21 protein-coding genes are annotated in these 25,827 nt (G+C 69.4%); 11 read left to right on the plus strand and 10 right to left on the minus strand.

The features are described from left to right. Nucleotides 1–87: 87 nt before the first annotated feature. The 3 genes from ACAG26_RS16685 to ACAG26_RS16695 are packed head-to-tail and all read right to left on the minus strand — an operon-like array spanning nt 88 to nt 3,946. Nucleotides 88–495, minus strand: coding sequence for a CoA-binding protein (locus tag ACAG26_RS16685; protein WP_370484117.1), 408 nt, complete (start codon nt 493–495; stop codon nt 88–90). After that, nucleotides 495–998 (minus strand): XRE family transcriptional regulator, encoded by a 504-nt coding sequence (locus tag ACAG26_RS16690; protein WP_370484121.1) that lies wholly within the window; start codon nt 996–998, stop codon nt 495–497. The genes ACAG26_RS16685 and ACAG26_RS16690 overlap by 1 nt, the downstream gene beginning before the upstream one ends. Beyond that, nucleotides 995–3,946 (minus strand): MMPL family transporter, encoded by a 2,952-nt coding sequence (locus tag ACAG26_RS16695; RefSeq protein ID WP_370484123.1) that lies wholly within the window; start codon nt 3,944–3,946, stop codon nt 995–997. Before ACAG26_RS16695 ends, ACAG26_RS16690 begins: the two co-directional genes overlap by 4 nt. 246 nt (nt 3,947–4,192) lie before the next feature. On the opposite strand from ACAG26_RS16695, the gene ACAG26_RS16700 reads away from it, so the two are divergent. Next, nucleotides 4,193–4,786, plus strand: coding sequence for a hemophore (locus tag ACAG26_RS16700; protein ID WP_370484125.1), 594 nt, complete (start codon nt 4,193–4,195; stop codon nt 4,784–4,786). Between the two features lie 113 nt (nt 4,787–4,899). Here the strand turns inward: ACAG26_RS16700 and ACAG26_RS16705 are convergent, their stop codons facing one another. Both ACAG26_RS16705 and ACAG26_RS16710 read right to left on the minus strand, forming a co-directional pair. Continuing rightward, nucleotides 4,900–5,250, minus strand: a complete 351-nt coding sequence (locus tag ACAG26_RS16705; RefSeq protein ID WP_370484319.1) for a DUF3054 domain-containing protein — start codon at nt 5,248–5,250, stop codon at nt 4,900–4,902. Nucleotides 5,251–5,252: 2 nt separating this feature from the next. Next, entirely contained in the window at nt 5,253–6,401 is a 1,149-nt protein-coding gene (locus ACAG26_RS16710; RefSeq protein WP_370484126.1) for a YbhN family protein, read from the minus strand. Nucleotides 6,402–6,519: 118 nt separating this feature from the next. Between ACAG26_RS16710 and ACAG26_RS16715 the strand changes: the two genes are divergently transcribed. Further along, nucleotides 6,520–7,653, plus strand: coding sequence for an AI-2E family transporter (locus ACAG26_RS16715; protein WP_370484128.1), 1,134 nt, complete (start codon nt 6,520–6,522; stop codon nt 7,651–7,653). Here ACAG26_RS16715 and ACAG26_RS16720 read toward each other — a convergent pair. The 3 genes from ACAG26_RS16720 to trmB all read right to left on the minus strand — a co-directional run bounded on the left by ACAG26_RS16720 (nt 7,650) and on the right by trmB (nt 11,984). Continuing rightward, nucleotides 7,650–10,475, minus strand: a complete 2,826-nt coding sequence (locus tag ACAG26_RS16720; protein WP_370484130.1) for an MMPL family transporter — start codon at nt 10,473–10,475, stop codon at nt 7,650–7,652. The genes ACAG26_RS16715 and ACAG26_RS16720 overlap by 4 nt on opposite strands. 43 nt (nt 10,476–10,518) lie before the next feature. Next, entirely contained in the window at nt 10,519–11,130 is a 612-nt protein-coding gene (locus tag ACAG26_RS16725; RefSeq protein ID WP_370484320.1) for an NYN domain-containing protein, read from the minus strand. Nucleotides 11,131–11,210: 80 nt separating this feature from the next. Next, the gene (trmB, locus tag ACAG26_RS16730; RefSeq protein WP_370484132.1) at nt 11,211–11,984 is read right to left on the minus strand and encodes a tRNA (guanosine(46)-N7)-methyltransferase TrmB; all 774 of its coding nucleotides are present in this window, start codon (nt 11,982–11,984) and stop codon (nt 11,211–11,213) included. A 131-nt stretch (nt 11,985–12,115) separates the two neighbouring features. Here trmB and ACAG26_RS16735 point away from each other — a divergent pair, with 131 nt between their 5' ends. From ACAG26_RS16735 to ACAG26_RS16755, 5 genes are all read left to right on the plus strand, one after another. After that, nucleotides 12,116–13,102, plus strand: a complete 987-nt coding sequence (locus ACAG26_RS16735; protein ID WP_370484321.1) for a hypothetical protein — start codon at nt 12,116–12,118, stop codon at nt 13,100–13,102. Then, a complete protein-coding gene (locus tag ACAG26_RS16740; protein ID WP_370484134.1) occupies nt 13,099–14,742 on the plus strand; it encodes a hypothetical protein in 1,644 nt (547 codons plus the stop codon). Before ACAG26_RS16735 ends, ACAG26_RS16740 begins: the two co-directional genes overlap by 4 nt. 141 nt (nt 14,743–14,883) lie before the next feature. Next, nucleotides 14,884–16,704 carry a phosphoenolpyruvate carboxykinase (GTP) gene (locus ACAG26_RS16745; RefSeq protein WP_370484136.1) on the plus strand — a complete coding sequence of 607 codons (1,821 nt, stop codon included), beginning with the start codon at nt 14,884–14,886 and terminating at the stop codon, nt 16,702–16,704. Nucleotides 16,705–16,850: 146 nt separating this feature from the next. Beyond that, a complete protein-coding gene (fadD4, locus tag ACAG26_RS16750; RefSeq protein ID WP_370484138.1) occupies nt 16,851–18,368 on the plus strand; it encodes a fatty-acid--CoA ligase FadD4 in 1,518 nt (505 codons plus the stop codon). Next, complete coding sequence (locus ACAG26_RS16755; RefSeq protein ID WP_370484141.1) at nt 18,365–19,312, plus strand: enoyl-CoA hydratase/isomerase family protein; 948 nt, start codon at nt 18,365–18,367, stop codon at nt 19,310–19,312. Before fadD4 ends, ACAG26_RS16755 begins: the two co-directional genes overlap by 4 nt. Before the next feature lie 16 nt (nt 19,313–19,328). Here ACAG26_RS16755 and ACAG26_RS16760 read toward each other — a convergent pair whose 3' ends face one another. Next, nucleotides 19,329–20,627: an NAD(P)/FAD-dependent oxidoreductase gene (locus ACAG26_RS16760; RefSeq protein ID WP_370484143.1), complete on the minus strand. Its 1,299-nt coding sequence runs from the start codon at nt 20,625–20,627 to the stop codon at nt 19,329–19,331. Nucleotides 20,628–20,666: 39 nt separating this feature from the next. Between ACAG26_RS16760 and ACAG26_RS16765 the strand changes: the two genes are divergently transcribed. Beyond that, the gene (locus ACAG26_RS16765; RefSeq protein ID WP_370484145.1) at nt 20,667–21,023 is read left to right on the plus strand and encodes a TetR-like C-terminal domain-containing protein; all 357 of its coding nucleotides are present in this window, start codon (nt 20,667–20,669) and stop codon (nt 21,021–21,023) included. Here the strand turns inward: ACAG26_RS16765 and ACAG26_RS16770 are convergent. Beyond that, a complete protein-coding gene (locus ACAG26_RS16770) occupies nt 21,020–22,177 on the minus strand; it encodes an acyl-CoA dehydrogenase family protein (RefSeq protein ID WP_370484147.1) in 1,158 nt (385 codons plus the stop codon). The two genes, ACAG26_RS16765 and ACAG26_RS16770, sit on opposite strands and share 4 nt — an antisense overlap. Nucleotides 22,178–22,211: 34 nt before the next feature. Here ACAG26_RS16770 and ACAG26_RS16775 point away from each other — a divergent pair, with 34 nt between their 5' ends. The 3 genes from ACAG26_RS16775 to ACAG26_RS16785 all read left to right on the plus strand — a co-directional run bounded on the left by ACAG26_RS16775 (nt 22,212) and on the right by ACAG26_RS16785 (nt 25,827). Continuing rightward, on the plus strand, nt 22,212–23,219 hold the full coding sequence (locus ACAG26_RS16775; RefSeq protein WP_370484322.1) for a MaoC family dehydratase: 1,008 nt from the start codon (nt 22,212–22,214) through the stop codon (nt 23,217–23,219). A gap of 194 nt (nt 23,220–23,413) precedes the next feature. Beyond that, entirely contained in the window at nt 23,414–24,538 is a 1,125-nt protein-coding gene (locus ACAG26_RS16780) for a CoA transferase (protein WP_370484149.1), read from the plus strand. Then, the gene (locus ACAG26_RS16785) at nt 24,532–25,827 is read left to right on the plus strand and encodes an amidohydrolase family protein (RefSeq protein WP_370484150.1); all 1,296 of its coding nucleotides are present in this window, start codon (nt 24,532–24,534) and stop codon (nt 25,825–25,827) included. The genes ACAG26_RS16780 and ACAG26_RS16785 overlap by 7 nt, the downstream gene beginning before the upstream one ends.

A 25,827-nucleotide genomic window follows, 5' to 3' on the forward strand; every position in this document is an offset into this window, starting at 1 on the left:
AGGACGTCGCCATCTCCTAGAAAAACGCCACTTTCTTCGCCAACACGCGTCATAACTCTCTTACTACGCACGCTCGCGGCGAGGGGTTTAACGCAGCCGGGCGTGCTCGACTTTGAGGCAGCGATCCATCACGACCTGCAGCCCGGCGGCCTCGGCGGCGCGGGCCACCTGCTCATCGGCCAGGCCCAGCTGCAGCCACAGGGTCTGGGGACGGCCGTCGAGCCGCAGCACCTCGTCGAGCACCGCCGGCAGCTGATCGCGGCGCCGGAACACGTCGACCAGGTCCGGCACCACCGGCAGCTCCGCCAGGCTGGCATACACCGGCGCGCCGTCGATTTCGGTGATCGTCGGGTTGACCGGATACACCCGGTAGTCGCCGGTGGCGACCAGATACGAGTAGACCTCGTGGCTGGGCCGGGCCGGGTTGGCCGAGGCGCCGACCACCGCGATCGTCTTCGTTTCGCGCAGGATGCGCCGCAGCTGATCGTCCGCCATCAGTTGGTGCCGGCCGACCGCTCGGCCCGCATTTTGACGAACCGGTCGGAGAGTCGACGCATCCGGATCATCAGCGACGCCGGCGGGCTGACTTTGGCGTCGAGGTATTCGGTCAATTCCTTGGGCGGCACCCCGATGCGGGAGGCGAACTCGGGGGGCCCCAGGCCGGAGCGCTCCATCAGCTGCCGGATGTGGCGGGCGACCTCGGCGCGTTCGTTGGCTTCCAGGTGGGCGCGGGTGCGGGCCAGCACCTCCGACAGCGCTTTGGAGATGCCATAGGGCCGGGCGCCGTTGAGAACCTCCTCGACCTGGCGGGCGGTGCGCCCGTACGGGTCACGTTTGAGCGCGACGACGATCCGCTGCCACACGGTGATGTCGCCGCTTTCCAGTGCCGACCGGATGGCGGCGGTGGACCAAAACTCCACGGGGCGGTCGTCGTAGCGCGGGCGAGGACCGGACCGGTGCGGCACCGGTCCGCGACGCGGGTCGGCTGCCAACGTCACCTCGCCTCCTCAAGCATCGCTACGGCCACCGACAGGCAGCGCTGCCGGACCTCCTCCCAGTCTGCACCGGAATCCGGTTCGGCCGAGGGCTCATCGTCAATATCGGCCGGATGTGGATCCGCGAGCCGACGGACTAGCTGGGTGGCGATCCATTGTCGCTTAGCTGGTTGACCACAGTAATACCGGTCTATCCCGGCCAGCACCACGGCGGCGGTTTCGGGCTCCATCGCATCGACAAGCTCAGCAAACTCGATGTAGTCGCGGCTGCTGTTGCGGCACATGATCAGGTAACCCTTGAGCCGCAGCGTTTCGGCCCCGGTGGGGACCTGCAACCGGTCGCCGGTGGGCAGCTGCACGTTGGTGGTTTCCAGCGGGCTGCGCCGCTCGAGCGCCGGGTTGACGGCCTCGGTGTCGGTGGCCAGGGCGTCCAGGGCGACCGAGAGCCGGCCGCGCCACATGGTGACCGGATGCACCGGGCGCAGCGCCCGGCTGGTGCCGTTGCGGTACGGCCAGCCGACCAGTTTCCGGGTGCCCGCGGGAGCGGGGGCGGTGGCGACGGCGGACAGGGTTTGGGTCGGGGCATCCAGCTGCGGCGCGACCCGCTGCGACAGGTCGGTGCGGGCGCAGCCCTGCAAGGCCAGCGGGTCGGTCACGCAGATCGCGTCGGGCACCAATTCCTTGAGTTTGGCCGCCGATTTCACCACCATCCGCAGATCCGCGCTGGGAGCCACCGGCACGGAGATGTCGTCCGGGATGAGCACCACCCCGCCCAGGTCGACGGTGGGGAGCGGCTTTTCCACATCCACCGACGGCAGGATGCGCTCGAGCCAGTGCGGCAACCACCAGTTCCACTGGTGGAACATCGCCATCAGCGCCGGAACCAGCACCAGCCGCACCACCGTGGCGTCCACCGCAATGGCCACCGCACAGGCCACCCCGAGCTCGGCGACCAGCGGCATCCCCGCGAAGGCGAATCCGATGAACACCGCGATCATGATCAGCGCCGCGCTGGTGATGGTGCGGGCGCTGGTGCTCACGCCGTAGGCGACCGCGTCGTGGGTGTCACCGAACTGCAGGAACCGTTCCCGGATCCGGGTGAGCAGGAAGATCTCGTAGTCCATCGACAAGCCGAAGGTCATCGCCAGCACCATCGGCGGGATGGTGCTGTCGATCGAGCTGATCGGCTCGAAACCCAGCTTCTCCAGCCAGCCCCACTGGAACACCATCACCAGGCTGCCGTAGGCCGCGGCCACCGACAGCATCGTCATCAGCACGCCCTTGAACGCCAGCAGCACCGACTGGATCGACACCAGCAGCATCACGAACGCGATCAGCGCGACGAAGACCAGTACCAGCGGCTCCGTCGCCGACACCTGATCGTCGAAGTCCTTGATCAGCGCGGTGGGGCCGCCGACGTCGACCCGTGCCGATGAGCCGGCCGCCTTGGGCAGCTCGGCCCGCAGCCAGTCGACGGTCTCGCGGGCCGCCATGTCCTCGGGGTCCACCGAGAGCACCGCCGACAGCAGCGCGCTGCTGTTGTCGTCGGCGAACACCGGGGGCGGAACCTGCTTGGTCGTGTTGGGGGCGCGCGCCAGCTCCGCGCGGACCGCGGCCAGCGCCGGGGCGTGCGCGGCCGAGGACGCGTCGCCGTCGGGGAAGGTGACCAGGATCTGCAGCGGTCCCAGTGCGCCCGGACCCAGTGCCTGGGCGGCGGCGGCCACCCCGCCGCGGATCTCGTGGGACGAGTCGAACTGGCGCAGCATGCTGTTGCCCAGCGTCAGCGAGAATGCCGGCGCCGCCAGCGCCAGCAGAAACGCCGACGCCAGCACCGCCGACAGCCAGGGCTGACGCATCACCCGGCCGGTCCAACGGGTCCAGAATCGGGATTGGGTAGTTTCCGGCAGCCGAGACCAGTGCAGCGCCGCGGACCGTTTCGCTGCCGACCGGCCGAAGGTGGCCAGCACCGCCGGGGTCAGCGTGGTCGAGGTGAGCACCGCCACCGAGACGGCCAGGATCGCCCCGGTGGCCATCGACACCAGCACCGGGGTATTGATCAGGTAGATGCCGGTCACCGAGGCCACCACCGTCAGCCCGGACAGCACCACCGCCAGCCCCGACGTCGCCATCGCCGCGTCGGTGGCCTCCTGCGGTTGCCGACCGGCCCGCAGTTCTTCGCGGAACCGCATCAAAATGAATAAGGAGTAGTCGATGGCCAGCGCGATCCCGAACATCGACACCGTGGAGGTGACGAACACCGACATCGTGGTGAACATCGACAGCAGATACACCAGCCCCATCGTGACGATCACGGTGCCGATGCCCAGCGCCAGCGGGATCGCGGCGGCCGCCAGCGACCCGAACACCGCCAGCAACACGATCAGCACGATCGGCAGATTCCAGTGTTCGGCGCTGGCGATGTCCTGTTTGGTTTTCGCCGAGGCCGCGGCGCCGAGCGCGCCCTGGCCGATGACATACAGCCGCACCGTGCCGTTCTCGACCTGCCCGGGCTGGTCGCCGTTGATGCCGAGTTTGGTGCGCAGCTTTTTAGCCACATCGACGGCGCCGGTGTTGTTGAAGTCCAGCCGCAGCGACACCACGTACGGGCGGTCAGGTTGCGGTGGCCGCTGGGCCGGGTTGGGCACCACGGTCACGCTGGGGACCTCGCTGGCCACCCGGTTGAGCAGCGCGACGGCGTCGTCCATGTCCTGGTAACTGGCGTCCGCGCGGGGCGCGGCGACCAGCGCCAACGGCGACGCACCCTGATCGGGGTAGTGGTTCTCCAGGTCGTCGTGCACGTACAACGATTGCGAACCGTTCACCTCGAAGCCGCCGCCGGTGAGATGGCCCGACTGCGTGGCAGCCAGGTACAACGCGGGCACCAACGCCAGTAACCAACCTGTGAAGATCACCCAGCGGAATCTGCGCAGGTTGCTGGACAGGCGCATCATGAACTGCTGGATTTTTGTCTCCCCGCTCCGGCGTTGCGTGCTCGCGAGCCTACCGCAGCGTGCGGTACAGTAATCCGCTTCTGGCGCGCTGAACTGCGATGATCCGAGATCTGTATCAAGTTGTAGCCCGGTTGTGAGCCAGTCGAACTGGCCACGGCGGCGGGGGTGATGGCAGGATGACACCCGGCGCCGGTCGCCGCCGTGGGCGGCATCTACCGGTGTTCGCCATTTCTAAGGAGTTATCCAGTGAAGACGACAACTGCCGTTGTGCGTCATCGGCTCTTCGGAGTGTTGACCGCTACCGCTGTGGGCGGTGCGGCGGTCGTTGCCCTGCTGGTGCCGTCGGCGACCGCCGCGCCCGACCCGTGCGCCGCCAGTTCGATCGCTAAGACGGTCGGCAAGGTCGCCGGGGACACCGGCGACTACCTGGACTCCCACCCCGAGACCAATCAGGCGATGACCAGCGCGATGCAGGACCAGCCGGGGCCGCAGTCCCTCGGAACGCTGAAAACGTATTTCGACGCCAACCCCAAGGTGCAGGGCGACATTCAGAAGCTCAGCGAGCCGCTGGCCAGCCTGGGTACCCGCTGCAAGCTGCCGGTGTCGCTGCCGCAGCTGCTCGGCGCCATGCAGGCCGCGCAGAACCAGGGCGGGCTGCCCGGCGGCTTGCCGGGCGGGCTACCCGGTGCGACGCCCGGCGGCCCGGGCACCCAAGCCGTCGTCGGGGCGCCCGGTCCCGGTGCGGTGCCGGTACCGCGTCCGGGCCCGGCCCCGGCCGCCGCAGCGCCCGCCCCGCCGGCGCCGGCCCCAGCCGCCGCAGCGCCCAGCCCCGGCCGGTAATCGGCCCCGGTCACCTGGCGCTGCGGTCGCCGGTGGCACGGACCGCCCAGTGTGCGATCTCATACGCTTTCGGCGCGCAAAGCGTATGAATCTGCACAATCGGCGCATCGGCATTACCGGCGTGCGGCCGTCAGCAGGCCCCGCCAGCCCAGCAGCAGCGCCGCGGTGACCGTCGAGGCCACCGCGAGGAAGCTGAGCGCGGTCCCGGCGTGCAGCAGCCGCCGCAGCAGCATCCCGACGACGACGGTGCCCGCCCACACCACCACACCGGTCGGGGCCAGCGCGGTGGGGCGACGCCAGCCGCGACACAGCAGCCAGCCGGTCGCGGTCCCGGTCAAGAACGGCCACGCGGTGGCGGCGACACCCGCGATGGTCAATCCCTCGGCGTGGCTGCGTCGGCCCACCGTGCAGAACACCAGCACGCAGCCGATATCGGCGAGCAGCGCCAGCAGCGCCGGTCGAATGCTCACGATTGCCTCCGGTCTTCGGGGTCGTCGGGCGCAACCGCGGGGTCGGCGGAGTCGGTGGCGGCCCGGTCTGGGGCCGGCCCGGCGGCCGAATCGAGTTCGGCGTCCGGATCGACCTCGCTTTCGGTGCGGAACATGAAGAAAAACACCACCCAGCCGATGGCGGCGATGAACAACCAGCTGACCAGCCGGTAGATCAACATCGCCGAGATGGCGTCGGGCCACGACATGCCGCTGGACACCAGGCCCGGCACCAGCACCGCCTCGACCACCAGCAGACCACCGGGCATCAGCGGGATGGTGCCCACCGCCCGGGCGGCGGCGTAGGCGACGGTCAGCCCGGCCACCGAGGCGTGATCGCCGGCGGCGTAGGCCGCGAAGGCCAGGCAGGCCACGTCGGCGACCCAGTTGAACAGTGACCAGCCGAACGCCACCCCCAGATCCCGGCGCCCCAGGCTCACCGACTCGAGCTGGTTCAGCATCTCGCGCCACTTCGCCAAGCCGGCGTTGGCGGGTTTGTCGCGGATCGAGTTGACCCAGGACAGCACCCGCACCCCGATCCCGTCGATCAGTTCCGGCCGCGACGCGACCGCCTGGGCCAACAGCAGCAAGGCGATAAAGCCGCCCAGGGTGAACAGCAGCGAGAACGGGTTGTTCTTGGCGCCGAGGAAGAAGGCGCCACCCAATCCGAGCACCGCTAGCCCCACCGCCTGGAGCACCCCCGACATCACCAGCTGCCAGGACGCCACCATCGGCGAGGCCCCCCACAGCCGTTGCTGGCGGTACAAGAAGGTGGCCGACAGCACCGGTCCGCCGGGCAGGGTGGTGGACAGTGAATTGGCCGCGTAGAAGGCGGCTTCGGATCTCCATTGTTTGACCCGCACCCCCGCCGAACGCAGCAGGGTGCGCTGGATCTGGGCGAAGCTATGCATCGATGCGCCCGCGGCCAGCGCCGCGGCCACCAGCCACCACCACTTGGCGGCGTACAGGCTTTGCCACGCCTTGGCCAACTGGTCCCACACCAGGGCGACTTCGACGGCGAGCACGATCGCCACCACGCCGAGCACCACCCAGCGCACCCACCGGTACCGGCCGCGGACGGGACCCGCCTGCTGGCGGGCGCTGTTAGCCGGCGCGTCGTGCGACACGCCGTTTAGGGTAGCCGCGCGGCCCCCGCGGACAGGGGTATGCGGTGACGCAGCGGTGTCTCGGTTGAGTACCGATATTGGGCGGTTACGTAACGGAAGTGGCGGTTACGCTACCGGCATGCAAGCCGCCGAGGACGCCGCCGTTCACCCGTTGGTCCGCAAGGCCGCTGCCTGGTCCTGGCGCCTGCTGGTCCTGCTGGCCGCCGCGGTGGCGGTGGGCTGGCTGCTCACACGCCTCGAGGTGATCTTTGTGCCGCTGGCGCTGGCGCTGATGTTCTCGGCGCTGCTGCTGCCCGGCGTGGACTGGCTAGACCGGCATCGGATCAACCGCGGCCTGGCGGTGTTTTTGCTGATGCTCAGCGGGGTGGCGGCGGTCGCCGGGATGCTCGCCTTCGTGGTCAGCCAGTTCATCGACGGCCTGCCGGGTCTGGTCGACCAGGTCACGGCCATGATCGACTCGTCGCGCCGGTGGCTGGTCGAAGGCCCGCTGCATCTGAGCCGGGACCAGGTCAACAACATCGGCAACACCGTGACCGAGATGCTGCAGCGCAATCAGGCCAAGCTGACCCACGGGGCGCTGTCCACGGCGGCGACGATCACCGAGATCATCACCGGCGCGTTCGTGGTGCTGTTCACCGTCATCTTCTTCCTGTACGGCGGCCGCAACATCTGGGCCTTCCTGGTCAAGATCTTCCCCACCCAGGTGCGGGATCGGGTACATCGGGCCGGCGTCGCGGGCTTCCAGTCGCTGATCGGCTATGTGCGGGCGACGTTCGTGGTGGCGCTTGTCGACGCCGCCGGCGTCGGCGTGGGTCTGGCGATCCTCGGTGTGCCGCTGGCGTTGCCGCTGGCCTCACTGGTGTTCCTGGGCGCCTTCATCCCGTTGGTCGGTGCGGTGGTCAGCGGGATGCTGGCGGTGATCGTCGCGCTGATCGCCAAGGGCTGGATCTATGCGTTGATCACGCTGGGGATACTCATCGGCGTCAACCAGTTGGAGTCGCATATCCTGCAGCCGCTGGTGATGGGTCGCGCGGTGTCGATCCATCCGTTGGCGGTGGTGATCGGCATCACGACCGGTGGCGTGTTGGCGGGCATCGTCGGGGCGCTGCTGGCGGTGCCGGCCATCGCGTTCGCCGACCGGGCGGTGCGGGTGCTGATCGCGTCGGGCGATGCGGGCGAACAGGACGAGGACGAGGCGCCCGCGATCATCCACGCCGAACCGGACAGCGTCGGCGCCGAAACCAAACCCTAGAAGCGGCCTTCGCGGCGTAACAGATCCTGGGCGCTGACCCCGCCACCGCGCCGCGGCCTCGGCTTGCCGCTGCCGTTCCCCGGTTGCCCGGGCGCGCTGAACTTCTCGGTGGCGACATCGGGGTCGTGGTCCTCCGGTTGCCGGAACGCGGTGGTGTCGAGCGACTCGGCGGAGGCTTCGTCGCCGCCCGAGCCGCGGCGCTCACCGGACCCACCGCGCAGTTCGCCGAGCCACGACTCGATTTCGCGTTCGGAAGCCTGACCCGGTGTCGGTGGCGCGGTGCGGGGTGGGGCTTCGTTGCGGCGCGCGGGGGCGCCGCGCTGCCCGCCCGCGGCCGACAAGCGGGTCGTCGCCGGCTCCGCGGGTTCTGGCGCGGTCCGCATCCGGGTGGTGCCGGTATCCGAGGGGCCACCGGCGGGCCGGGTCTCCACCGCACCGGCGGGACGACGCCGCGTCGGGCCCTGTCCGCTGGGATGGGTGGGGTCGTGCGGGGGCTGCGCTCTGCTGGGAGCCGGTGCGGCGGCGACGGCCCGGCTGCGGGCGACCGACCGCTTGCGTTCGTCGGGCAGCCGGATTTCCCCGAGCCCGATGCGGATCTGCACCCGCTTCATCCAGCGCGGCGCCCACCAGCAGTCGTCGCCGAGCAGTTTCATCACCGAGGGCACCAGGAACATCCGCACCACGGTGGCGTCCAACAGCAGCGCCGCCATCAGACCGAACGCCAGGTATTTCATCATCACCAGGTCGGAGAACACGAACGATCCAGCGACCACGGCCAGAATCAAGGCGGCCGCGGTGATCAGCCGCCCCGTCGTCGCGGTACCGATCCGGATGGCCTCGGTGGTGGACATCCCGGATTCGCGCGCCTCGACCATGCGGGAGACCAGGAACACCTCGTAGTCGGTGGCTAGACCCCAGCCCACCGCGACGACCAGGGCAATGACGATCACCATCAACGGGGTCGGGGTGAAGTTCAACAACCCTGCGCCGTGCCCGTCGACGAAGATCCAGGTCAAGATGCCCATCGTGGACCCGAGCGTCAACGCGCTCATCACCGAGGCCTTCAGCGGCAGTACCACCGACCCGAACGCCAGGAACATCAATAGTGTGGTGGTGGTCAGCATGATCACCAGCATCAGCGGACCCTTGGCGGACAACGCGTGGATGCTGTCCTGCTCGAGTGCGGGGGTGCCGCCGACCAAGAGGTCAAGCCCCTTGGGCGCGGGGATCGCCCGCAGTTCCTTGATCTTCTGGGCGGCGTCGTTGCGGTTGATCAGGCCGTTCTCGATCACCCGGACCGACTTGTCTTTTGACGCACCCGGTAGCTCGGGGCGTTCCTTCCACATGTCGGCGGGGTTGTTGTCCGGCTCGACGAACCCGCTGATCGCCATCGCCTTGTTGCGGACGTCGGCGACCTGCTGGTTGGTGACGTCCTTGTGGTTGTCGGATTTGATCACCAGCGTCAGCTTCTCGGTCCGGAAGCCGGGGAAGATCTTGTCGAACTCCTCTTGGGCGACGCGGGCGGAATTGTCCGGTGGGAGGTATTTCTCGCTCATGCCGCCGAAGGACAGCTTCCCCAACGGGATGATCAGCAGGATCATGGCGATCACGATCGGGATGGCGAACGCCAGCGGCCGCTTCATCACGACGTTGACCAGCTTGCCCCAGAACTCGCCCTCGACTTCCTCGCGGGTCTTGGTCTTCTGGGTCTTCTCGGCGAACCAGCCGATGATGCGGTTGGACAGCCCCCAGTTCCGCAGGAACGGCACCCGGTACAGGGTGCGCACCCCGAGCGAGTCGACGTGGCGGCCCAGCACACCCAGACAGGCCGGCAGCAGCGTGATCGACAGCAGCGCCGCCAGCCCCACCGCCGCGAAGATGGCGTAGGTCAGCCCCTTGACGAAGCCCTGCGGCAGCGCCAGCAGGCTGGCGCCCGAGACGATGATCAGCACCGCGGAGAACACCACGGTCCGACCGGCTGTCATCACGCTGCGGCGCACCGCGGCCTCGGTGTCGTAGCCTTCGGCGATCTCCTCACGGAAGCGGCTCACCACGAACAGTCCGTAGTCGATGGCGATACCGAGACCGATCAGCGAGATCACCGGCTGGGCGAAGAAGTTCACCGGCCCGAACAGGGTGACCACCCGCAAGATGCCCGTCGCCCCGGCGATGCTCAAACCGCCGACTATCACCGGCAGGCTGGCGGCGATCACCCCACCGAACACGAAGAACAGCACCACGGCCACCAGCGGCAGCGCCAGGACCTCCATCCGCTTCTGGTCGGTGGCGATGGTGCCGGTCAATGCATCGGCGACCGGCTGCAAACCGGCCAGTTTGACGGTGCCGCCGTCGAGCTTCTGCAGGGACGGCTGGACGGCCTGGTAGTTCTTCAGGATGGTGTCGTCGTCGTCACCCTTGAGCTGAATCGAGGCGAACGCGTGCTTTTTGTCGGGGTCGGCCATGGTGCGCAGCGCCTCGGGGTTGGTGAAGTACCCCACCCAGCTGAGCACCTGCTCGGAGTGATCACTTTTGACCTTGTTGAGGCCGCTTTTGATGCTGTCGAACCACTTCTTGTCGTCGACGGTCTTGCCCTTCGGGGCGGTGAACACCGCCACAACGTGGCTGGTGCGGTCGCGGCCGTACACCTTGTCGCCGTCGATCGACGCCTGCACCGACTGGCTGCCTTCGTCGTAAAAGCCGCTCTGGGTGACGTGCTTGCCCAGGCTCGCCCCGAAAATGCCGCCGCCCAGGCAGAGCGCCACCATGACCCCGATTACGATGAACCGGTAGCGATATACAGTTCGACCCCACCAGGCGAACACCTACGCTCCTTACTTCTGTGGCGACCCGCGCTCTTTACAGTTGTCACACACGCGAGGTCAATAGCGAGGTCAGCGGCCGGAACGGCTGCAGCCACGCCCCCTGCTCTGGCAGCGAATCGAGACCGATCCGCGGCAGCGGCTCCCGGAACACACCAGGAATGTCTTCCAGGTCGACAAACTCCAAGGTATCCGAGGCTAGCGCCCAACTGGCATGTTCACGAAATCCCAGCACTTCAACCTGGGTGCCGGCCTGCGCAATTTCCTCCAGCGGCAGCCGGAACGCCTGCCCGTCGGCGGAGGCCACCATTAACGCCGCCAAGCCCTCGTCACGGCGCAACGCGATGTGATGCAGCATGTCGGCATCAACGTCGCTGTCCTCATCGATCTTCGGTTTGGCGAAGACGGCGAAACCCACGTTGCGCAGCGCCTCCACCCACGGCCGCACCACGTCGGCGGTGCCGGGGGCGATATTGGTGAACACCGTGGCCTCGGGTTCGACGGTGATCTCCGGTGAGCGGGCCGATACTTCGGCGGTGCGCGCCAGCAACCAGCGGCCCAGCGCATCGAAGCGGGGGCGTTCCACCCCGGTCGGGCGGCGCCCGAGGATGGAGCCCAGGCCCATGTCGAGGTTGGGGGCGTCCCACACCAGCAGCACCCGCCGCGCGGCCGGAGCAACGCTCGGGGTCTGTGTCGCACCGCTATCCGGCGCGTCGGCGGCTGTTTCCTCCGTCACGCTCACGGCTTCTCCCAGAGCAACTCCGCGACGGCGCTGCCCGCCTCCTGAGCCTTCGTCTCGTACTTGGTGATCGGGCGCACCACCGAGATCGGCAGCCCCGGGGTGTCCTGGTACACCCGGCGCAGCCGGGGTTCGCCGTCGCCGGCCTCGGCGATCTGCTCGGCGTAGCCGGGGTGATCGGTGGCGGCGTGCAGCACACCGCCGGGCCGCAGCCGGTCGGCGATCAGCGCAAGGGTGGCGGGCTGCAGCAGCCGGCGCTTGTGGTGCCGGGCCTTGGGCCACGGGTCCGGAAAGAACACCCGCACGCCGACCAGGGAATTCGGCGTGAGCATATGTTCCAGCACGTCGACCGCGTCGCCGCGGATCAACCGGATATTGGTGACGTCTTCCCGGTCGATGGCACTCAGCAGCTGCGCCAGTCCCCGCCGGTACACCTCCACGGCCAGCACGTCGATATCGGGCTCGGCTTGCGCCATCGCCACCGTTGAGGCGCCGGTGCCGCACCCGATCTCCAACACCAGCGGCGCGTCCCGGCCGAACCAGGACCGGGTGTCTAGCAGTTCGGGTGTATCGCTGGCCTGCCGACCCAGCGTCGGCCAGCGCCGCGCCCAGGTGCGCTGCTGGGCGTCGGACAGCGCCGAGCGCCGGGACCGGAAGCTGGTGGTACGCGGAAATTGGCTGGAGCGCTGCACGGGCACCTCGCCCCCCGGTGCTGCCGGTGAGCTGGTCGGCCCCGTGCCGCTGTGCGCCTGCATCCGTCCATGGTGACCCATGCCGTGCAGTGTGCCCGCGCTGCGGTGCAGATTGATACCCAACAGTTGCCTTGGACTGGTAGTCGATATCTGGGGGTGGCTCGCGGCGCACAGGCGCAGATGTCACGATTCGGTGAGCCCAAACACCGGGGCTGGCGAGCAGAGCACAGGAGCACCAGATTTTCGTCGATGAACTGAGGCGATTGGCCGCCGCGACGGCGGACGCGCGGGTGACCGCGATCGCCGAGCGAGCGGCCGCGCCGGTGCGGGTCGCGGTGTGCGGCCGGGCCGGGGTGGGCCGGGGCACCGTGGCGCACGCGCTGACCTGCGCCGGGGTTGCCGTGACCGTGCCGGCGCAGGCCGACGTCGTGGTGTACGTCATCGCCGAGGTGGTCAAACCCGAGGACAGCGCCGCGATCGCGGCGAGCCGGCCCCCGCTGCTGGTGGTGCTGAACAAGGCGGATCTGGCCGGGTCGCTGCGCTGCGCGCAGGTTTCGGCGCTGACCGGGGTGCGGGCCGAGCCGCTGGTGGCGGTGCTGGCGGCGACGGTGCTCGACGGCCGGTTAGACGCCACCCTGTGGGATGCGCTGCGGGTACTGGCCGCCGACGCGACCCGGCCGTGGTGCCTCGACGACTTCCTCAATGGCCCGCATCGGCTGCCGCGGGAGGTTCGGCTGCGGCTGTGCGACACCCTCGACCTGTTCGGCATCACCGCGGCGGTAGCCGCGCTGCGCCGCGGCCGCCCGACCGCGGCGGTGCAGGCCCGGTTACGCGCGCTCAGCGGCGTGGACGCGGTCCTCGCCCGGCTCGCCGCCCTCGGCGCCGAGGTGCACTACCGGCGGATGCTGGATCTGGTGGCCGAACTGGAGGCGCTGGCCGTCGGCGCGGACGACGCGTGCATCGGCGACTTCCTGTCCGGGGACGCCGCGGTGTTCGCCCGGGCGTCGGCCGCCGCGGACGTGCTGGAAGCCGCAGGGCTCAGCATCGACCGCGCCGCCGACCCGGCCGCGCAGCTGCGTTGCGCCCAGAGCTGGCAGCGCTACCGCCGTGGACCGGTGTCCCCGATGTACCGGACCTGCGCCCGCGACATCGCCCGGGCATCGTTGCGGCGCTGGTCAGCGGCGGGGGGAGCGGCGTGAACGCGGCGGCAGCCGAGGATGCCGCCGCCCAGGTCGATGCCCTGGTCGCCGGGATCGGCCCGCGGGTGCGACCGCCGGCGGTGCAGCGCCGCGACGTGGTGCTGGTGACCGGTCCCTGGCTGGCCGGGGTCACCGGCGTGGCGGCGGCGCTGCGCGACCGGCTGCCCGACCTGGTGTTTGTCGAGTCCACGGAGTTGGCGCCCGGGGAGGCGCCGGCCGCGGTGGTCTTCGTCGTGTCGGCGGCCGCCGCCCTGACCGCGTCCGACTGCGCGCTGCTGGACGCCGCCGTCGTGCACACCGACCCGGTGGTCTGCGCGGTGTCCAAGATCGATGTGCACCGCGGCTGGTCGGACATGCTGGCCGGTGCCCGCGACATGTTGGCGGGCCACGCCCCGCGGTACCGCCACGTGCCGTGGGTGGGGGTGGCCGCGGCCCCGCAACAGGGCGAACCGCGGGTGGATGAGCTGGTGGAGATGGTCCGCGACCAGCTCGCCGACGTCGCGCTGGCGCGCCGAAACCGGCTACGCGCCTGGGAATCCCGGCTCCAAACCGCCGTTGATCGGCACGACCACGAGGTCGAGGGGCGGGGCCGGCGGGCCCGGGTGAGCGCCCTGCAGGAGCAACGCGACACCGCGCTGCGGCAGCGGCGGCTGGCCAAATCCGAGCGCACCATCGCGCTGCGCAGCCAGATCCAGCAGGCCCGGGTGCAGCTGACCTACTTCGCCCGCAACCGGTGTGGTTCGGTGCGCAGCGAACTGCAGGAGGATGCGGCGGGCATGACCCGGCGCAAGCTGCCCGAGTTCGAGGCCTACACCCGCAGCCGGATCGACGAGGTGCTCGCCGAGGTGAATCAGGGCTGCGCGGAGCACCTGGCCGACGTCGCCCAGGAGCTGGAGCTGTCCGCGGACCTCGCGGCGGCCGCGGAGCTGCCGGAGGTGCCGGTGCCCGACCCGGCGTTGAAGTCGCGGCGGCTGGAGACCCGGCTGATGATGCTGTTGGGCGCCGGCTTCGGGCTGGGGGTGGCGCTCACGCTGAGCCGGCTGTTCGCCGATCTGGCACCCGGGTGGACGGCGGCCGGGGCGGCGGTCTGCGCGGTGATCGGGCTGGGGTTGACCGTCTGGGTGGTGGGTATCCGCGGGGTGCTGCACGACCGGGCGGTGCTGGACCGGTGGGTGGGCGAGGTAACCGCGTCGCTGCGGTCCGCGGTCGAGCAGCTGGTCGCCACCCGGGTGCTCGCGGCCGAGTCGGCGCTGCTGGCCGCGCTGAGCGAACACGACGCCGCCGAAGCCGAGAAGGTCGCCGAGCAGGTCAAGGTGATCGACGGCGAGCTGCGCGAACACGCGGTGGCCGCCGCGCGGGCGGCGGCGACGCGGGACCGGGAAATGCCGGCGCTGCGCCGCGCGTTGGAGACGGTGCGTGCCGAATTGGGTCAACCCGATAGCGACGAGTCCGAGGAGCCCGACAGCAGCGAACCGGAGGAGTCTGAGGAGCCCGTCAGCGACGAACTGGACGAGTCGGAGGAACGCGACAGCGACGAACGGGGCGACCCCGACGCCGACGAGTCGGGGGAACTCGCCCTGGACGAGTCCGCCCCGAGCGAGGCGACGACCGCCGCATCTGACGCCAAACCGGCGGTTTGACGGGTTGTGGATGGCTGCCCTGCGGGTATTCGGCTCTATGCCCGATCGTTGCTGGATCACTCGCCCGCGATAACCTCTACTAAGGGTTTATTGAGAGCGGTTCCGCCAGCGTGACCCGTGCAACCTACACAGGAGAGTTCGATGACGTCAGCGACCATTCCCGGTCTGGACACTGCTCCGACGAAACACCAGGGCCTGCTCACCTGGGTTCAGGAAGTCGCCGAACTCACCCAACCCGACCGGGTGGTCTTCGCCGACGGCTCCGATGAGGAATGGGACCGGCTGTGCACCCAGCTGGTCGAGGCCGGCACGTTCACCCGGCTCAACGACGAGAAGCAGCCCAACTCCTACCTCGCGCTGTCCGATCCGTCCGACGTCGCGCGGGTCGAATCCCGCACCTTCATCTGCACCGAGCACGAAGCCGACGCCGGACCCACCAATAACTGGATGGACCCGGGCGAAATGCGGTCCACCCTGACCGACCTGTACCGGGGATGCATGCGGGGCCGCACCATGTTCGTGGTGCCGTTTTGCATGGGTCCGCTGGGCGCCGAGGACCCCAAGCTCGGCGTTGAGCTCACCGATTCCGAATACGTGGTCGTCTCGATGAAGGTGATGACCCGGATGGGCACCGCCGCGCTGGAGAAGCTGGGCGACGACGGGTTCTTCGTCAAGGCGCTGCATTCGGTGGGTGCGCCGCTGGAGCCCGGGCAAAAAGACGTCCCGTGGCCGTGCAACGACACCAAATACATCACCCACTTCCCGGAGACCCGGGAGATCTGGAGCTACGGCTCCGGGTACGGCGGCAATGCGCTGCTGGGCAAGAAGTGCTACTCGCTGCGCATCGCGTCGGCCATGGCCCACGACGAGGGTTGGCTGGCCGAGCACATGCTGATCCTCAAGTTGATCTCCCCGGAGAACAAGGCGTACTACTTCGCCGCCGCGTTCCCGTCGGCGTGCGGCAAGACCAACCTGGCGATGATCCAGCCGACCATCCCCGGCTGGCGCGCCGAAACCCTGGGTGACGACATCGCCTGGATGCGGTTCGGCAAGGACGGGCGGCTCTACGCGGTCAACCCGGAGTTCGGCTTCTTCGGGGTGGCACCGGGCACCAACTGGTCGTCCAACCCCAACGCGATGCGCACCATCGCCGAGGGCAACACCATCTTCACCAACGTCGCGCTCACCGACGACCGCGACGTGTGGTGGGAGGGCCTGGAGGGCGAGCCCGAGCACCTGATCGACTGGAAGGGCAACGACTGGGTCATCCGGGAAACCGAAACCAAGGCCGCGCACCCGAATTCGCGGTACTGCACCCCGATGTCGCAGTGCCCGATCCTGGCGCCGGAATGGGACGACCCGCAGGGTGTGCCGATCTCGGGGATCCTGTTCGGCGCCCGGCGCAAGACCACCGTGCCGCTGGTGACCCAGGCCCGCGACTGGCAGCACGGCGTGTTCATGGGCGCCACCATGGGCAGCGAGCAGACCGCCGCGGCCGAGGGCAAGGTCGGCACCGTGCGCCGCGACCCGATGGCGATGCTGCCGTTCTGCGGCTACCACGTCGGCGACTACTTCCAGCACTGGCTGGACCTGGGTAAGAACTCCGACGAATCCAAGCTGCCCAAGGTGTTCTTCGTGAACTGGTTCCGCCGCGGCGAGGGCGGCAAGTTCCTGTGGCCCGGCTTCGGGGAAAACAGCCGGGTGCTGAAGTGGATCGTCGACCGGATCGAGGGCACCGGTGAGGGCGCCACCACCGCGATCGGCACCGTGCCCACCGCCGACGACCTGGACCTGGACGGCCTGGACGTCGACCCGGCCGATGTGGCCGCGGCGCTGGCGGTGCGCCCCGAGGAGTGGCGCGACGAGTTGCCGCTGATCGAGGAATGGTTCGAGTTCGTCGGCGACCGGTTGCCGACCGGTGTCCGCGACGAGTTCGACGCCCTCAAACAGCGCCTGGGGTAGGCCCCTTCCCGGCGCGAGTCACTTTCCTGGCGCGACCGTGCGCAGTTGTACAGGTTTTCGGCGGTTTTGCGTACAACTACGCACGCTCGCGGCCGCCAACCCGACCACTTGACACCCGTCAAGTTTGACGGCGGTACAGTCTGCGCATGCAGATCCGCGAGCACCTCGGCGCCCACAAACCGGCCATCATCTTGCACCCGTCCGGCACCGTCCTCACCTTCGAGGAGCTGGAATCCCGCGCCAACCGATTGGCGCACTATTTCCGGGGCGCCGGCTTGGCCGAGGGCGACACCGTCGCGATCCTCATGGAGAACAACGAGCACATCCACGCGATCATGTGGGCAGCGCGGCGCAGCGGCCTGTACTACGTGCCGATCAACACTCACCTGACCGCCGCCGAGGCCGCCTACATCATCGACAACAGCGGAGCCAAGGCCATCATCGGTTCCGCGGCGCTGCGCAAGACCTGCGAAAACCTGGCCGAGCATCTGCCGGGCGGGCTGCCTGATGTGCTGCTGATCGCCGATGACGATCTCGACGGCTGGCTGCGTTACCCCGAATGCGTTGCCGACCAACCGGATACCCCGATCGTCGACGAGATCGAAGGCGATCTGCTGCAGTACTCCTCGGGCACCACCGGACGGCCGAAAGGCATCAAACGTGCACTGCCGCACCTGCCGCCGGCCGAGGCGCCCGGCCTGATGTCGATGCTGGTGTCGGTCTGGATGACCCCGGAATCGATCTACCTGAGCCCGGCGCCGCTGTATCACACCGCCCCGTCGGTGTGGTCGATGAGCGCGCAAGCCGGCGGTATCACCACGGTGGTGATGGAGAAGTTCGACCCCGAGGGCTGCCTGGACGCCATCCAGCGACACCGCGTCACGCACGGCCAATTCGTGCCCGCCCATTTCACCCGAATGCTGAAACTGCCGGATTCGGTACGGGATTCGTATGACGTCTCCAGCCTGCAGCGGGTGATGCACGCCGCGGCACCGTGCCCGGTGGAGATCAAAAAGCAGATGATCGACTGGTGGGGGCCGATCGTCGACGAGTACTACGCCTCCTCGGAGGCGCACGGCTCGACGCTGATCAGCGCCGAGGAATGGCTGGCGCACCCGGGATCGGTCGGCAAGCCGATGATGGGCGCGGTGCACATCCTCGACGAGAACGGCAACGAGCTGCCGCCGGGGCAGGCCGGGGAAATCTACTTCGAGGGCGGCAACCCGTTCGAGTACCTCAACGACCCGGACAAGACCGCCAAGTCGCGCGACCAGCACGGGTGGGTCACCGTCGGCGACGTCGGCTACCTCGACGAGGACGGCTATCTGTACCTCACCGACCGGCGCCACCACATGATCATCTCCGGCGGGGTGAACATCTACCCGCAAGAGGCGGAGAACCTGTTGGTCACCCACCCAAAGGTGTTGGACGCGGCGGTGTTCGGGATTCCCGACGACGAGATGGGGCAAAGTGTCAAGGCGGTGGTGCAGACCATCGACCCGGCCGACGCCACCGCCGCGTTCGCCGACGAGCTGCTCGGTTGGTTGCGGGACCGCCTGACGCACTACAAATGTCCACGATCGATCTCGTTCGAAGCGCAGCTGCCGCGCACCGATACCGGCAAGCTCTACAAGGGTGAACTGGTGGCAAAGTACTCGGCATGACCCTGCGCATTGTTGACCTGCCGGCGCCGCCGGAGGTCGATAGTGCCGGGTTGTCCGGCCCGGTCGTCGCGGTCGGGTCAGTGCGTGACGCTTCGGAATTCTGGCTGGAGCACGCCACGTTCACGGTGAGCGAAGACGACACCGACGATGCTCGGGTGATCACCGTCGACTCGCTCGACGCCGTCGTCGCCGACCTCGCCGCTCGGGTGGACCGCTGGCCGCACGCGGCGGCGGTCTGCGACGACGTGCTGCGCGCGGTCGATGTCACCGGGCCGGCGCTGGCCGGGCTGGTGACCGAATCGCTGGCCTACTCCACGCTGCAGGCGGGTCCGGAGTTCGCCCGCTGGCTGACCGAGCGGGGTCCCGCCCAGGTGCCGGTGATACCCGATCCGGTGCGGTGCGACCGCGACGGCGACACGCTGCGGATCGCCTTCAACCGACCCCAGCGCCACAACGCGTTTTCCACCGATGCCCGCGCGGCGCTGCTGGAGGCGCTGACGGTGGCCCGGCTGGACCCGTCGATCGATGCGGTGGTGTTATCCGGAAACGGCCCCTCCTTTTGCAGCGGCGGCGACCTCGCCGAATTCGGCTCGTTCGCCGACCCGGCCAGCGCGCACCTGGCCCGTACCCGCTACAGCCCGGCGCTGGTGCTCGCCGACCTCGCTGCCCGGCTGGGCCCGGCCTGCCGCGCCGAGGTGCACGGGAAGGTGCTGGGCAGCGGGCTGGAAATGGCATGCTTTTGCGGACAGGTTGTCGCGCAGAATGATTCGGTGTTCGGGTTGCCGGAACTGCAGCTGGGGCTGATCCCGGGGGCGGGCGGGACCGTCAGCATCACCCGGCGGATCGGGCGGTGGCGCACCGCGTATCTGGTGTTGTCCGGTCAGACGATCGGGGTCGACACCGCGCTGGCGTGGGGGCTGGTGGACCGCCGAACGGCCAGTTAGTGCACGAAAACCGCTGTCACCACCGGCCGCTGACTGCGACCGGCGGCCTCCTATGTCTGGAGCGGTACACCTCATCGTTGACCGCCGACGCGATCTCCCGCAGGGTGGCCCGGATCAGATCGGGCCGGTCGCGAAGCGCGCGGGCCGCGGCCTTGACCATCCGGCCGGTGGTGAGCAGTTGCGAGGGACGCAGGTCGTGGTTGAGCACGTCGAGGAGTTGTTGGGTTGCTGTCGCGTCCGCGGCGATATCGCGCAGCATGCGGGTGACCAGCGGCGTTGAGACACCGGGCGCGTCCATATCGTGTGCGAACCAATACATTTCGTTGGCATCTTGATCGCGCCATTGCCACCACTGCTGTAGCTGCAGGTCCAGGGACCCGCCGCTGGCGAACCCGGAGGCAATGGATTCGGAGAGTTGCTGCACCTGCCGCAGCGCGTCGGAGATGCCCTGGCCGGGGGCGGGGTCTTTGAAGTGCCCGGCGTCGCCGACCAGTACCCAGCCGGGCCCGGCGCTTTGACGGAAGTAGCCGTGCCAGTTGCTGATCGCTCGAAGGGGCCCCACCCGGGTGGCGCCGGACAGCAGATCGGCCAACTCCGGCCACTTGGCTAATCCGTCGCTGAAGTGCCGATCCCGGTTGGCCTGGAAGTCGTCCCGATGCGCGCGGTCTATCGCGACGGCGGCCATGTACAGGCCACCGTCGGTGGGGCAGGCGAGGAATCCCTGATCGCCCCGCCTGCCGAGGCGCAATCGGCCGTCGAGGTCGGCGACGCCGTCGAAGTAGGCCCACGCGAATATCCGCCCCGCGGGTGTGGCCAGGTATTCGGCGGCGCCCGTTGCCGTGGCGACGGTCGAGTGGCACCCGTCGGCGCCGACCACCAGCCGGGCGGACACCGTGCCACGGTCGGTGCGCACGCCGCTCACCCGGCCCGCCGCGTCGCGAGTCAACCCGGTCATCCGACAGCCGGTGCGGACGTCGGCGCCGGCTTGGGCGGCGGCATCGACCAGCAGCGCATCGAGCGTCACACGCCGCACACACAACCCCGGGCTGCGGGTCTTCGCGTCGATGCGCACGTCGTCGTTGACCAGGGTCACCCGATACAGCGGTACGGCGCCGGTGGCGCGGACGGCCTCGAGGACACCGAGATCGTCGAGGATGTGCACCCCGCAGGGCTGAATGACGTGGGTGGACGGCGTTTCGCTGGGGAAGTGTGCCTTATCGAGCAGGCACACCCGCAGGCCGTGGCGGGCCAGCGTGATCGCCAGCGGTGAGCCGGCGCAGCGGGCCCCCACGATGACCACATCGAAGTCGTCCACGAGCCCCTCCCGGTCTTACCAGCGGTAAGTATGCCTTGGGTGTCCGGCGGCCAGGCCTATGTGCTGTTCGCCGTCACCCACCCGGGTTATTTCGAGGTGATGTTTCGACCGTATCTGTATCGCCGCGATGATCCCGACCTCGTCGCCAACCGCGAGGCCGCCTTCGACCTCCTTTACAGCAGCGCCCGCGCCAGCCTGCAGGCGCGGCGCAAGGACGTCGGCGACGACGATGTCCTCGGCGTGGCCATGGCCGGGTGGTCGATGTCGCACGGATTCGCGACCCTGTTGTTGAACGCTAACCTTCCCGAGCGCCTTCAGGCCGAGCCTGCCGCCAACGTGGGACTGCTGGTGCAAGGTGTCGTCACGCTCGGTGAACTGGTCCGGGGGGCCGGCTAAATCCCGCCGCGGGACACCAACTGCGCGGCGATCACATTGCGCTGGATCTCGTTGGTGCCCTCGCCGACGATCATCAGCGGCGCGTCACGGAAGTAGCGTTCGACGTCGTATTCGGTGGAATAGCCGTAGCCGCCGTGGATACGGACCGCGTTCAGCGCGATCTCCATCGCCGCCTCCGAGGCGAACAGCTTGGCCATCCCGGCCTCCATATCGCAGCGCTGCCCGCTGTCGTAGCGCTCGGCGGCGTACCGGGTCAGCTGGCGGGCGGCGGTGAGCTTGGTCGCCATGTCGGCCAGGTAGTTGCCGACGGCCTGGTGCTTCCAGATCGGCTGGCCGAAGCTCTCCCGGGTCTGCGCGTACGCCAGCGCATCCTCGAGCGCCGCGGTGGCGACCCCCAGCGCCCGCGACGCGACCTGGATGCGACCGGTCTCCAACCCCTTCATCATCTGCGCGAACCCCTGGCCGGGCGTCCCGCCCAGCACCGCGGCCGCGGGCACCCGACAGGCATCGAAGCTGAGCTCGCAGCTCTCCACCCCCTTGTAGCCCAGCTTGGGCAGATCCCGCGACACCGTCAGCCCCGGACACGGGTTGTCCACCAGCAGCACCGAGATCCCCCGGTGCCGCGGGGTGGCGCTCGGGTCGGTTTTGCACAGCAGCGCGACCAGCCCGGAGTAGCGGGCGTTGGAAATCCAGGTTTTGGAGCCGTTGATCACCAGGTCGTCGCCGTCGGGCAGCGCGGTCGTCGACATGTTCTGCAGGTCGGAGCCGCCGCCGGGCTCGGTCAACGCCATGGTGGCCCGCAGCGCGCCGGTGGCCATCGTCGGCAGGTAGGTCCGCTTCTGCTCTTCGGTGCCGAACAGGGTCAGCAGTTTGGCGACGACGGTGTGGCCACCCATCGCCCCGGCCAGGCTCATCCAGCCGCGGGCCAGCTCCTGGGTGACCTCCACGTAGCACGGCATCGACACCGGTGATCCGCCGTACGCTTCGGGAATCGCCAAACCGTAGATGCCGATGCGCTTCATCTGCTCAATCCAGGCCTCCGGATAGCTGTTGGCGTGCTCCACCTCCCGCACCGTCGGCTTCACATCGCGGTCGATGAACTCCCGCACCGTGGCGACCAGCAGGGATTCCTCGTCGCTTAGCTCGCTGCTCATCGATCACCTTCCGCACGCACGGGCCCGTACCGCCATACTGACAGGCGTGCGGAACGGCGGTGGACCCTACTTCGACGACCTGACGGTGGGCCAGGTGTTCGACGCGGCGCCAGCGATGACGTTGTCGCCCGGGGCGGCCGCGGTGCATCAGTCGATCCTGGGCGACCGGCTGCGGCTGTCGCTGGATGCCCGACTGGCGTTCGCGGTCACCGGTGCGGTGGCACCGCTGGCCCACCCGGCACTGGTGTGCGACGTGGCGATCGGGCAAAGCACGCTGGCCACCCAACGGGTCAAAGCCAACCTGTTCTACCGCGGGCTGGTTTTTCACCGGTTCCCGGTGATCGGCGACACGTTGTATACCCGCACCGAAGTCGTTGGGCTGCGGCCGAACTCGGTCAAGCCGGGCCGGGCGCCGACCGGGCTGGCCGCGCTACGGATGACCACCATCGACCAGGCCGACCAACTGGTGCTCGACTTCTATCGCTGCGCCATGCTGCCGGCCAGTCCGGAGTGGACCCCCGACGCGGGCGGCGGCGAAGATCTGTCCACGATCGGCACCGACGCGGCCGGGTCGGCACCCGATCCGGCCGCCGGTTGGGATGCCGAGGAGTTCCGCCGCCGGGTGCCGGGCCCGCATTTTGACCCCGCCCTGGCCGGGGCGGTGTTGCACAGCACCGCCGACGTGGTGTCCAGCGCCCCGGAGCTGGCTCGTCTTAGCCTGAATATCGCTGCCACCCACCACGATTCACGACCCGGCGGTGGACGGCTGGTGTACGGCGGGCACACCATCGGGCTGGCGCTGGCGCAGGCGACCCGGTTGCTGCCCAACTTGGCTACCGTGCTGGGTTGGCAATCCTGCGATCACACCGGACCGGTACACGAGGGGGACACGCTCTACAGCGAGTTGCATGTGGAATCCGCCGAACCCGTCGCGCAGGGCGGCGTGCTGGGGTTGCGGTCGCTGGTCTACGCGGTGTCGGGCTCCGCCGACGAGCCGGATCGGCAGGTGCTGGACTGGCGCTTCGCGGCGCTGCAGTTCTGACGGCTGGGCCCCAGTGGCCACGGATGGCGCTGAGATTGCGTCGGTGGTCGTGGTTTTCGAAAAATCGCGACCACCGACGCAATCTCAACACGCGCGCGGATGATGAGGATCGGCGATTCAGCTACCAGCCCCCTATTTGCCGGCGTGTCGGGGTACCTTTGCGTCTGCCCGCGGGGGAACGGGACAATGAACCGATGGGCCGGCTGGGCATTCCCGACGCGGTGCTGACCCATGCGCAGCGGCGAGCCGACGCGATCGCCGCCCGGATCGGCGAACTCGGCGGTCGGTCGGTGCGTGTCGACGCCGCCGAAATCCTCACCGGACGCGCGGCGCTGCTGGGATTACCGGCGCCGGAACGGGTTTCGGCGGGCGGTGCGTCCCGGTTGCTGGCCAGCGCCGACGGCTGGTGGGCGCTGACCCTGTCGCGTCCCGACGACGTCGACGCGGTGCCGGCGCTGCTGGAAACCGCCGAGGTGGGGCCCGACCCGTGGCCCGCGCTGGCCCGGGCGTCGACGGCGGCGCGCGGCGCCGACCTAGTGGCCCGCGCCCGGCTGCTCGGCATGCCCGCCGCCCGGCTCGGCGAGTGCGCACCGGGGCAGCCGACGGTGCGACCCCGCACCGCCCCGGCCGGTCGCCCGCTGCCCTCCTTGTTGGTGGCGGACCTGTCCTCGATGTGGGCCGGTCCGCTGTGCGGGCGGCTGCTCGCGGCCGCCGGCGCCACCGTCGTCAAGGTGGAAACCCCGGATCGCCCGGACGGCACCCGGGCCGGGCACCCCGGCTTTTACAACTGGATGAACAGCGAAAAGCTTTCGTATGCCGTCGATCTCGACGCTCCCGAGCTGGCCGAGCTGCTGGCGGTCGCCGATGTCGTCATCGAAGGATCACGTCCGGCCGGGTTGGCGCGCCGCGGCTTGGGCGCCGATCAGGCGCCGGCTCGGCCCGGTCGGGTGTGGGTCCGGATCACCGGCTACGGCGCCGCGCATCCCGACCGGGTCGCGTTCGGCGACGACGCCGCCGTGGCCGGCGGGCTGGTCACCGCCGGTCGGGACGGGCCGCTGTTTTGCGGCGACGCGATCGCCGACCCGCTGACCGGGCTACAGGCCGCCGGCGCGGTGCTGGACGGCTTGGCCCGCGGCGGCGGCGAGGTCATCGACGTGGCGATGGCGGTCGTCGCCGCGACGTATGCCGCGCTGCCGTCGGACTCCGGTGTCGCCGCGCCGCCGCTCCCACCGGTTTTGCCCCAGCGCCCGGCTCGCCCGCAGGGCGCGGATAACGCCGCGGTTCGCCGCCTGGTCGCCGAGCGTCGTGTCGCATGCTGATCCGCCGCGGCACCCTGCTCAACGGGCGCACGGCCGACGTCCGGGTCGACGACCGGATCCAGGACGTGGCCGGCACGCTGGACCCGCGTCCGGGTGAAGAGGTGCTCGACGCCGCCGGCGGGACCGTGTTGCCCGGGCTGCACGACCATCACCTGCATCTGCGGGCGGCCGCGGCCGCCCTCGACTCGCTGCGGGTCGGACCGCCGGCGGTGCACACCAAAACCCAGCTAGCACAGACTTTATCGAGCGCGACGGTCGGCGCTGACGGCTGGATCCGGGCGGTCGGCTACCACGAATCGGTGGCCGGCGAGCTGGACCGCTCGGCGCTGGATGCGCTGCAACCGTCGACGCCGCTGCGCATCCAGCACCGCAGCGGGGTGTTGTGGATCCTCAACTCCGCGGGCCTGAACCGCATCGGGCTGGCCGATCACCCCGACGGCCGACTGCGCAGCGCGGACCGCTGGTCGGATGCGTTAGCGCGCCGCGACACCGACCTGGCCGCGCTGAGCCGCCAGCTCACCACCTTCGGTGTCACCGGCGTCACCGACGCCACACCGGACCTGGACGCCGACGACATGGTCGCGTTGATGGTCGCCCACCGTCGCGGCGACTTCCGGCCCCGGCCGTGTTTCCTGGCGCCGGGCAAAAAGATCCTGCACGACGATGCGCTGGATCTCGACGGGTTGACCGACTGGATCCGCGACCGCCGGCGCGACGACAACCCGGTCGCCCTGCACTGCGTGACCGCCGCCCAGTTGGTGGTGGCCATCGCCGCGCTGCGTGCCGCGGGCCCCGATCGGCGCGACCGCATCGAGCACGCCGCGGTCGCGCCCGACGACATGATCGCCGACCTGGCGGACCTTCGCGTCACCGTCGTCACCCAACCCAATTTCGTCGCCGAACGCGGCGACCAGTATTTGGCAGACGTTGCCGCCGAAGAACTCCCACAGCTGTGGCGGCTGGCCGCGCTACTGGCCGCGGGTATCCGGGTGGCCGGCAGCACCGACGCGCCGTTCGGCGACCTCGACCCGTGGGCGGCGATGCGCGCCGCGGTGCACCGCACCACCGACTCGGGTGCGGTGCTCGGACCCGATGAACGCATCCCGCCGCGGCGGGCGCTGCAGCTTTTTCTCGGCCAGCCCGACGACCCGGCCCGGCCGCGGACCGTCGCGCCCGGCCAGCCCGGCGACCTGTGTGTGCTGCGGATTCCACCGGCGCAGGCGCTTGCCGAACTGGCCTCCGACATGGTGGCCGCCACCATCATGGGCGGCGCGGTCGTCGACCCGTGA

Origin of the sequence: Mycobacterium sp. pUA109 (assembly GCF_041287095.1) — a bacterium.
Lineage (GTDB): Bacteria > Actinomycetota > Actinomycetes > Mycobacteriales > Mycobacteriaceae > Mycobacterium.

Bases quoted from the DNA above. Each gene is read 5' to 3' on its own strand.
- ACAG26_RS16715 (WP_370484128.1), top strand. From the start codon at position 6,520: ATGCAAGCCGCCGAGGACGCCGCCGTTCACCCGTTGGTCCGCAAGGCC.
- ACAG26_RS16755 (WP_370484141.1), top strand. From the start codon at position 18,365: ATGACCCTGCGCATTGTTGACCTGCCGGCGCCGCCGGAGGTCGATAGT.
- ACAG26_RS16770 (WP_370484147.1), bottom strand. From the start codon at position 22,177: ATGAGCAGCGAGCTAAGCGACGAGGAATCCCTGCTGGTCGCCACGGTG.
- ACAG26_RS16745 (WP_370484136.1), top strand. From the start codon at position 14,884: ATGACGTCAGCGACCATTCCCGGTCTGGACACTGCTCCGACGAAACAC.
- trmB (WP_370484132.1), bottom strand. From the start codon at position 11,984: ATGGGTCACCATGGACGGATGCAGGCGCACAGCGGCACGGGGCCGACC.
- ACAG26_RS16695 (WP_370484123.1), bottom strand. From the start codon at position 3,946: ATGATGCGCCTGTCCAGCAACCTGCGCAGATTCCGCTGGGTGATCTTC.
- ACAG26_RS16685 (WP_370484117.1), bottom strand. From the start codon at position 495: ATGGCGGACGATCAGCTGCGGCGCATCCTGCGCGAAACGAAGACGATC.
- ACAG26_RS16780 (WP_370484149.1), top strand. From the start codon at position 23,414: ATGGGCCGGCTGGGCATTCCCGACGCGGTGCTGACCCATGCGCAGCGG.
- fadD4 (WP_370484138.1), top strand. From the start codon at position 16,851: ATGCAGATCCGCGAGCACCTCGGCGCCCACAAACCGGCCATCATCTTG.
- ACAG26_RS16785 (WP_370484150.1), top strand. From the start codon at position 24,532: ATGCTGATCCGCCGCGGCACCCTGCTCAACGGGCGCACGGCCGACGTC.